General features: G+C 66.3%; 6 protein-coding genes and 1 pseudogene. 4 read left to right on the top strand and 3 right to left on the bottom strand.

Annotation, left to right across the window (positions count from 1 at the left end; all coding sequences use genetic code 11):
* Window positions 1-1,134: pseudogene (locus tag JCM9942_RS09210) on the bottom strand (hypothetical protein); the annotation flags it as partial.
* Between the two features lie 15 nt (window positions 1,135-1,149).
* Complete coding sequence (locus tag JCM9942_RS09205; protein WP_054659193.1) at window positions 1,150-1,749, bottom strand: NfuA family Fe-S biogenesis protein; 600 nt, start codon at window positions 1,747-1,749, stop codon at window positions 1,150-1,152.
* Window positions 1,750-1,827: 78 nt separating this feature from the next.
* On the opposite strand from JCM9942_RS09205, the gene JCM9942_RS09200 reads away from it, so the two are divergent.
* Genes JCM9942_RS09200 through zupT form a run of 3 tightly spaced genes read left to right on the top strand, consistent with a single transcriptional unit; the run spans window position 1,828 to window position 3,441 of the window.
* A complete protein-coding gene (locus JCM9942_RS09200) occupies window positions 1,828-2,175 on the top strand; it encodes a 4a-hydroxytetrahydrobiopterin dehydratase (protein WP_054659191.1) in 348 nt (115 codons plus the stop codon).
* A gap of 12 nt (window positions 2,176-2,187) precedes the next feature.
* The gene (locus JCM9942_RS09195) at window positions 2,188-2,604 is read left to right on the top strand and encodes an energy transducer TonB (RefSeq protein ID WP_054659189.1); all 417 of its coding nucleotides are present in this window, start codon (window positions 2,188-2,190) and stop codon (window positions 2,602-2,604) included.
* Between the two features lie 27 nt (window positions 2,605-2,631).
* Entirely contained in the window at window positions 2,632-3,441 is an 810-nt protein-coding gene (zupT, locus tag JCM9942_RS09190; protein ID WP_054659187.1) for a zinc transporter ZupT, read from the top strand.
* A gap of 27 nt (window positions 3,442-3,468) precedes the next feature.
* Here the strand turns inward: zupT and JCM9942_RS09185 are convergent, their stop codons facing one another.
* Window positions 3,469-4,443, bottom strand: a complete 975-nt coding sequence (locus JCM9942_RS09185; protein WP_054659185.1) for an RluA family pseudouridine synthase — start codon at window positions 4,441-4,443, stop codon at window positions 3,469-3,471.
* Window positions 4,444-4,854: 411 nt separating this feature from the next.
* On the opposite strand from JCM9942_RS09185, the gene JCM9942_RS09180 reads away from it, so the two are divergent.
* Window positions 4,855-6,569, top strand: a 1,715-nt coding sequence (locus JCM9942_RS09180) for an Rne/Rng family ribonuclease (protein WP_157722845.1), incomplete at its 3' end; no start/stop codon positions are given.

The raw sequence follows: 6,569 nt of genomic DNA, 5'->3' as shown, positions 1-6,569 counted from the left end.
CGAGCGCTGCGCATCCGGCACTCCGGGCAGCTGTCGTTCGCGCACCGCCACCTGCGGCGCACTCACCTGCGCATTGATCTCGGGTGACCTTACCGCCGCCATCGGCACATTGCGCTGCGTCGCGGTCTCGATCTGCCGTTCGGCCACCCCCAATTCGGGCGCCTGCACCTGCACCTGCACTTCGACCGCGCGCGCGCGCGGCTGGGTCAGAACCACCGGCTGGGAGGGCGCCACCTCGATCTGGCGTTCGCGGACCTGGACCTGTGGCAGCCGCAGCTGCGGCTGCAGCTCGACCGGGGCGCGTATCGACTGCATCCGCTGTGGACGCTCCATCGCGGTTTCGACCGTGCGTTCCCGTACCGCCGGCACCCGCGGGCTCACGATGGGCGCGTTCACGGCCGGTGGCGGCACCACGAACCGGCGGGTGGGCCGGGTCGTTTCAGTGACCTGCAAGGGTTGTTCGGCCGTCGGTTCGGGAACCGGTACCGGCTTGGACGCATCAATCGACATGCTCTCGAATGCGTCCATCTCCGCGGTCGAGTCCGGAGCAGCGACCGCCTCCTGCGCCGCGGCCGAAGCCGAAGACGACGCCGCGGCCGCTGGCTGCGCAGACGCCGGGATCACCGTGTCAGCCCCGGCATTGGCCACCTGCCCGGCTGCCACCGCGGCCTGCGGCGTACCGCCCCCCTCATCCTCGGGCGTACCGCGGCCGACGTATTCGACCTGTACACGCGCGCCCTCGTCGGCACTGTCCTCGGGGGCATTGCTACGCACCAGCGCGACCCACAGCAGCAGCATCGCAAACAGCAGATGCAGGCCGGCGCTGAAGAAACCGGCGAACCAGCGCAGCCCGCGTTGATCAGGCGGCGGCGGATCACCGCCATGCCAGAACATCAGCAGCATCGTGCGCCACAGCGGCACCACCGGCGCGGCGCCAGGGGACGGCCGCGCCGGTCTGGTCGCCGCCATGGCCAGCATCTCGCTATGGGTGAAGGCGGAGATCGCCCGGGATACGCGGGTCTGCAGCCAGTTGCTCCAGCTGTAGGGCATGCGCGTGCGGCGGTCGTGCAGAATGCTCACCTGCCGGCGCGCGGCCAGCAGATTTACCAGATCACTGACCGGTGTCCCCGGCATGCGGCGGGTGTCGCCTCAGCCCGCGGTTTCGCGCGGGATATAGGGCGCCTGACCGGTGTCGTGGTCGGTGGCGTCGCGTACCGCGGTGATACCGGGCACCCGGCCCATCAGGGTCTTCTCGATCCCCTGCTTCAAGGTCACATCGGCCATGCCACAGCCATGGCAGCCACCCCCGAAGCGCAGCAGCACCACCCCGTCGGCGGAGACTTCCTGCACCGCGACACGGCCACCATGCGAGGCCAGCTGCGGGTTGATCTCGTTTTCAACCACCCAGCGCACGCGCTCGACCATCGAGGCAGCCTCGCCGGGCGCTTCACCCTTGATCTTGGGCGCTTTGATGGTCAGCTGCTGGGTGCCGGCGGCCTGGGTGACGTAATCGATTTCGGCACCGTCCAGCCAGCCCACGCTGGTGGCATCCACATACAGCGTGAAGCCGTCGCAATCGATCGCCCACTCGTCGCCGAGCAGATCGGCTGGTTCGGCGAACTCCAGGCGCGCATCGGCGCGCGGCGTTCCGGGGTCGACGGCACTCAGGCGCACGCCCATGCCGGGCACGGCCTCGCGTTCGATGAGCTTGCGGAAATGGGTCTGAGCGGTATCTGAGATCTGGATCATGCGGGTATTCTAGCCGCGTCTTGGTTGACGCTGATGGGACACTGCTTCCCCGCGCACCATTGTCCAGTCCCCTGCCCGATGGAGGTTCCCGTGGCCCCTGACCTGATACCCCTGGCGCAAGCCAGCTGCATTCCACGCAAAGGCAGCGAGCATCGCCTCGGCCAAGCCCGTCTGGCCGAACTGCTGCCGCAGGTTCCCGGCTGGGAACTGGCCGAGAACGGCCAGGCACTGCTGCGCACCTTCCGTTTCGACAACTATTACCACACCATGGCTTTTGTGAACGCCTTGGCGTGGATTGCACACACCGAGGATCACCATCCGGATCTGGGCGTGCATTACGACCGCGCGGTCGTGCGCTTTTCCACCCACGACGTCGGCGGCCTGAGCGAGAACGACTTCATCTGTGCCGCCAAGGCTCTGCGCTAACGGAGCAATGACATGAAACTGCGCCTGCTGTTGGGCTCCCTGACCACCGTTGCCGTGCTCGGCGCCTGCAATTCGCCACAGCCACCGGCCAGTGCCGCGGTCGCCCCCACCGAGGTTGCCGCCTTGCAGACCCCGCCGCCGGACTATCCGGCCGAGCTGGCCTGCACCGGCGTAGGCGGAAAGAGCGTGCTGAACGTACTGGTCGGTGCACAGGGCACGCCGACCGACGTGACACTGGTCACCAGCAGCGGCAACAGCCAGCTGGACGACTCGGCCATCACCCGCGTGCGTGAATGGAAGTTCAAGCCGGCCACCCGCAACGGCCAGCCGGTCCCCACCACGATCCAGGTGCCGGTCAGCTTCAACCCGCCGCAACCCAAGCCGGACGAGTGCTTCGCGATCGAGGAGCGGATGCGCCGCGGCGGCTGAGCCTCTTCTCCCCCCGGCGCGCATCCGATGCACGAGATTCCCAGCGGCAATCTCTGGATCGCGTTCTCGTTGACGCTGGCTGCCGGCCTGGCCACCGCCATCGGCAGCCTGATGGTGCTGTTCTCGCGGCGCCCGAACCCGCGCCTGCTGGCGTTCGGACTGGCCTTTGCCGGCGGCGCGATGGTCTATGTGTCGCTGTCGGAAATCCTGAACAAATCCATCGCCTCATTCACTTTAGCCCATGGCGACAGACTCGGATTCACCTGGGGCACCCTCTCGTTTCTGGCCGGGGTGCTGCTGATCGCCGCCGTCGACCATCTCATACCCAACCCGCACGAGACCCTGGATACGCGGGACCCCGCCCTGCGCGCCGACAACCGCAACCACATCCGCCGCGTCGGCCTGCTGAGTGCGCTGGCGATCACCGCGCACAACTTCCCCGAAGGCCTGGCCACCTTCTTCGCCACCCTGGAAAGCCCCTCGGTCGGCGCACCGCTGGCCTTCGCCATCGCCATCCACAACATTGCCGAAGGCATCGCCATCGCCGTGCCGGTGTACTTCGCCACCGGCAGGAAATCCTGGGCCTTTGCCGCCAGCCTGCTGTCGGGACTGGCCGAACCGGTGGGCGCGGGGATCGGCTATTTCGCCCTGGCCGACATGCTCTCGCACGACACCTTCGGCGTCGTGTTCGGGCTGATCGCCGGGATCATGGTGTTCCTGGCGCTGGACGAACTGCTGCCGGCCGCCAAGCGCTACGCCCAGGGCCATGAGACCGTCTACGGCCTGGTGACCGGCATGGCCACCCTCGCCATCAGTCTGGTGCTGTTCAAATGGTAGGCGCTAGCGGCGCCCACCACCCCAGGCTCAGGCCAGCCGATTCAACGCCTCAGCCAGCTCCGGCGCCAATGGCGCATTGAGCAGATACGGGGTCTTGCCGCCATCCAGCGCGAACTCCAGCGAGGCGGCATGCAGGAACAGGCGTTTGAGCCCGATCTGCTCACGAAAGCGCTTGTTGACGGCAGGATCGCCGTATTTGTCGTCACCTGCGACGGGATGGCCGATATGCTGGGCATGCACGCGGATCTGATGGGTACGGCCGGTCTCGATCCGCACTTCACAATAGGAGTGCCCGCCGCGCCGCTCCAATACCCGGAAATGGCTCAGCGAGGGCTTGCCGATCGGATTGACCTGGACGTGACGTTCACCGCCCTGGCGCAGGCCGACATGCAATGGCGCATCCACGCTCATCACCCCGTCGGGCATGCGCCCGGCCAGCAGAGTCAGGTAACGCTTCTGGATGCCGCCATGGTCTTCCCGCAGCAGCGCCTGCAACTCGACCAGCGCCGAGCGCTTCTTGGCCATGATCAGCAGGCCGGAGGTGTCGCGGTCCAGGCGGTGCACCAGTTCCAGATTCAGGTTCGGCCGCAATACCCGCATCGTCTCGATCGCACCATGGCTGATTCCGCTCCCGCCATGGCTGGCGACTCCGGTCGGCTTGTTGATCACCAGCAACTTGGCGTCTTCAAAGACGATGGCCGCTTCCATCACCTGCAGGAAACTGGCGGGCGGGGGCGTCTTTTCTCCGGCCTCGGCGAGACTGACCGGGGGCACCCGGACCTCGTCCCCCGCCTCCAGTTTGCGCTCGGCCTTGGCCCGGCCACCATTGACCCGCACCTGGCCGCTGCGGACCAGTTTGTAGACCAGGCTGCGCGGAGCACCCTTGAGCTGGCCCAGCAGGAAGTTGTCCAGCCGCTGTCCGGCCCTGTCTTCAGGAACCTTGATCATGCGCACACTGGTTTTGCCCGCAGGCGAGGTGGGGCGGTGTTCGGAGTCAGTCATGAGCCTATTATTCTGTTACACTCGGGGGGCGATATAAGGGATTGATTTCGTTGGAAGTTGGTCAGGGCCAGAAGCCCCGCTTCCCACGAATCCGGCACAGTGCGCGGCCACCGCCCCCGGGGCGGCCATGTTAGCGGCTCGTCGGCGTCTCCGGCCATCGCCAGATGCCCAAAGCATCTGTGCTGGACGAAACATATGTCCCGTGCGACGCCCCCGGCCACGGCCGGATGCAGTCGCCGGCCCTGAAAAACCTAAAAACAAGAAACAGAAGCGCTCCCGCGGCCTGCCGTGGTGTTGCAGCGCTGGAAACCCAAGCCGCCCTACCCGCGCCTGCGCGAATGGGCGGTGACCCGTGTCCAGAGGCGAAACGCCATGGCGTTCCGCGCGGTAGCAGCGCGCGAGGAACGCACAATGAAGCGAATGCTGATCAATGCCACGCAGGCCGAAGAACTGCGCGTGGCCATCGTCGACGGGCAGAACCTGTACGACATCGATATCGAACAGCCATCCAAGGAACAGAAGAAGTCCAACATCTACAAGGGCCGCATCACCCGTCTTGAGCCATCGCTCGAGGCCGCCTTTGTCGAGTACGGCGGTGACCGCCATGGCTTCCTGCCGCTGAAGGAAATCTCCCGCGATTACTTCCAGGCCGGCGTTGACCACAACAAGGCCACCATCAAGGAGCTCCTGCGCGAAGGCCAGGAAATCGTCGTCCAGGTCGACAAGGAAGAGCGTGGCAACAAGGGCGCCGCCCTGACCACCTTCATCTCCCTGGCCGGCCGCTACATGGTGCTGATGCCCAATTCCCCCTCTGCCGGCGGCGTGTCGCGTCGCATCGAGGGTGAAGACCGCGCCGCCCTGAAGGAAGCGCTGGACAAGCTGAACATCCCCGACGACATGGGCGTGATCATCCGCACCGCCGGCGTCGGCCGCGATGCCGAAGAACTGCAGTGGGATCTGGACTATCTGTTGCAGGTCTGGCGCTCCATCGCCGAAGCCGCACTGACCAAGCCGGCCCCGTTCCTGATCTACCAGGAGTCGCGCCTGATCGTGCGCGCCCTGCGTGACTACCTGCGCAGCGACGTCGGCGAGATCCTGGTCGACACCGAAGAGCTGTACGAGACCGCGCGCGACTTCATGCAGCAGGTGATGCCGCAGACCCTGCGCAAGCTCAAGCATTACAAGGATGACATCCCGCTGTTCAACCGCTTCCAGATCGAATCGCAGATCGAGGCGATCTACGAGCGCAACGTGCGCCTGCCGTCCGGCGGCTCGATCGTGGTTGACCAGACCGAGGCGCTGACCGCCATCGACGTCAACTCGGCCCGCTCCACCAAGGGCAGCGACATCGAAGACACCGCCTTCCAGACCAATCTGGAAGCGGCCGAAGAAGTCGCCCGCCAGCTGCGCCTGCGCGACCTGGGCGGCCTGGTGGTCATCGATTTCATCGACATGTCCTCCAGCAAGCACCAGCGCGAAGTCGAAAACCGCCTGCAGAACGCACTGAAATACGACCGCGCCCGCGTCCAGCTGGGCCGCATCTCGCGCTTTGGCCTGATGGAAATGAGCCGCCAGCGCCTGCGTCCGAGCCTGGGCGAGTCCAGCCAGATCGTCTGCCCGCGTTGTGACGGCCAGGGCCGCATGCGCAGCATCGAGTCGCTGTCGCTGTCCATCATCCGCGTGGCCGAAGAGCATGCGATGAAGGAAAACACCGGACAGGTGCTGGTCCAGGCCCCGGTCGAGATCGCCAACTACCTGCTCAATGAAAAGCGCAGCGCGCTGCGCGAGATCGAGCAGCGCCACGATGCCCCGATCGTCATCGTCGCCGACGAGCAGCTGCACACCCCGCACTACGAAGTCACCCGCTTGCGCGACAACGAGCTGGGCGAGGAAAGCGCACGGCCGAGCTATCAGCGCGGCACCCCGCGCAAGCTGCCGGTACATGCCCTGACCAAGGCCCAGCTGAACATCCCGCCGGCACCGGCGGTAACCCAGGTCAAGCACAGCCAGCCGGCTCCGGTCCGTGAAGTGGTCGAGGCAATCCCGGCTCCCGCTCCCGTCGCAGCGCCCGCAGCACCGGTTGCCGGCGGCGTGATGGGCTGGCTCAAGCGCGTGTTCGGTGGCGA

This window comes from Stenotrophomonas pictorum JCM 9942, assembly GCF_001310775.1.
Lineage (GTDB): Bacteria > Pseudomonadota > Gammaproteobacteria > Xanthomonadales > Xanthomonadaceae > Stenotrophomonas > Stenotrophomonas pictorum.
The sequence above is the reverse complement of the archived record's forward strand: the minus strand, read 5'-3'. Positions and strand labels throughout refer to the sequence as shown.

Bases quoted from the DNA above. Each gene is read 5' to 3' on its own strand.
- JCM9942_RS09205 (WP_054659193.1), bottom strand. From the start codon at position 1,749: ATGATCCAGATCTCAGATACCGCTCAGACCCATTTCCGCAAGCTCATC.
- JCM9942_RS09200 (WP_054659191.1), top strand. From the start codon at position 1,828: ATGGAGGTTCCCGTGGCCCCTGACCTGATACCCCTGGCGCAAGCCAGC.
- JCM9942_RS09195 (WP_054659189.1), top strand. From the start codon at position 2,188: ATGAAACTGCGCCTGCTGTTGGGCTCCCTGACCACCGTTGCCGTGCTC.
- zupT (WP_054659187.1), top strand. From the start codon at position 2,632: ATGCACGAGATTCCCAGCGGCAATCTCTGGATCGCGTTCTCGTTGACG.
- JCM9942_RS09185 (WP_054659185.1), bottom strand. From the start codon at position 4,443: ATGACTGACTCCGAACACCGCCCCACCTCGCCTGCGGGCAAAACCAGT.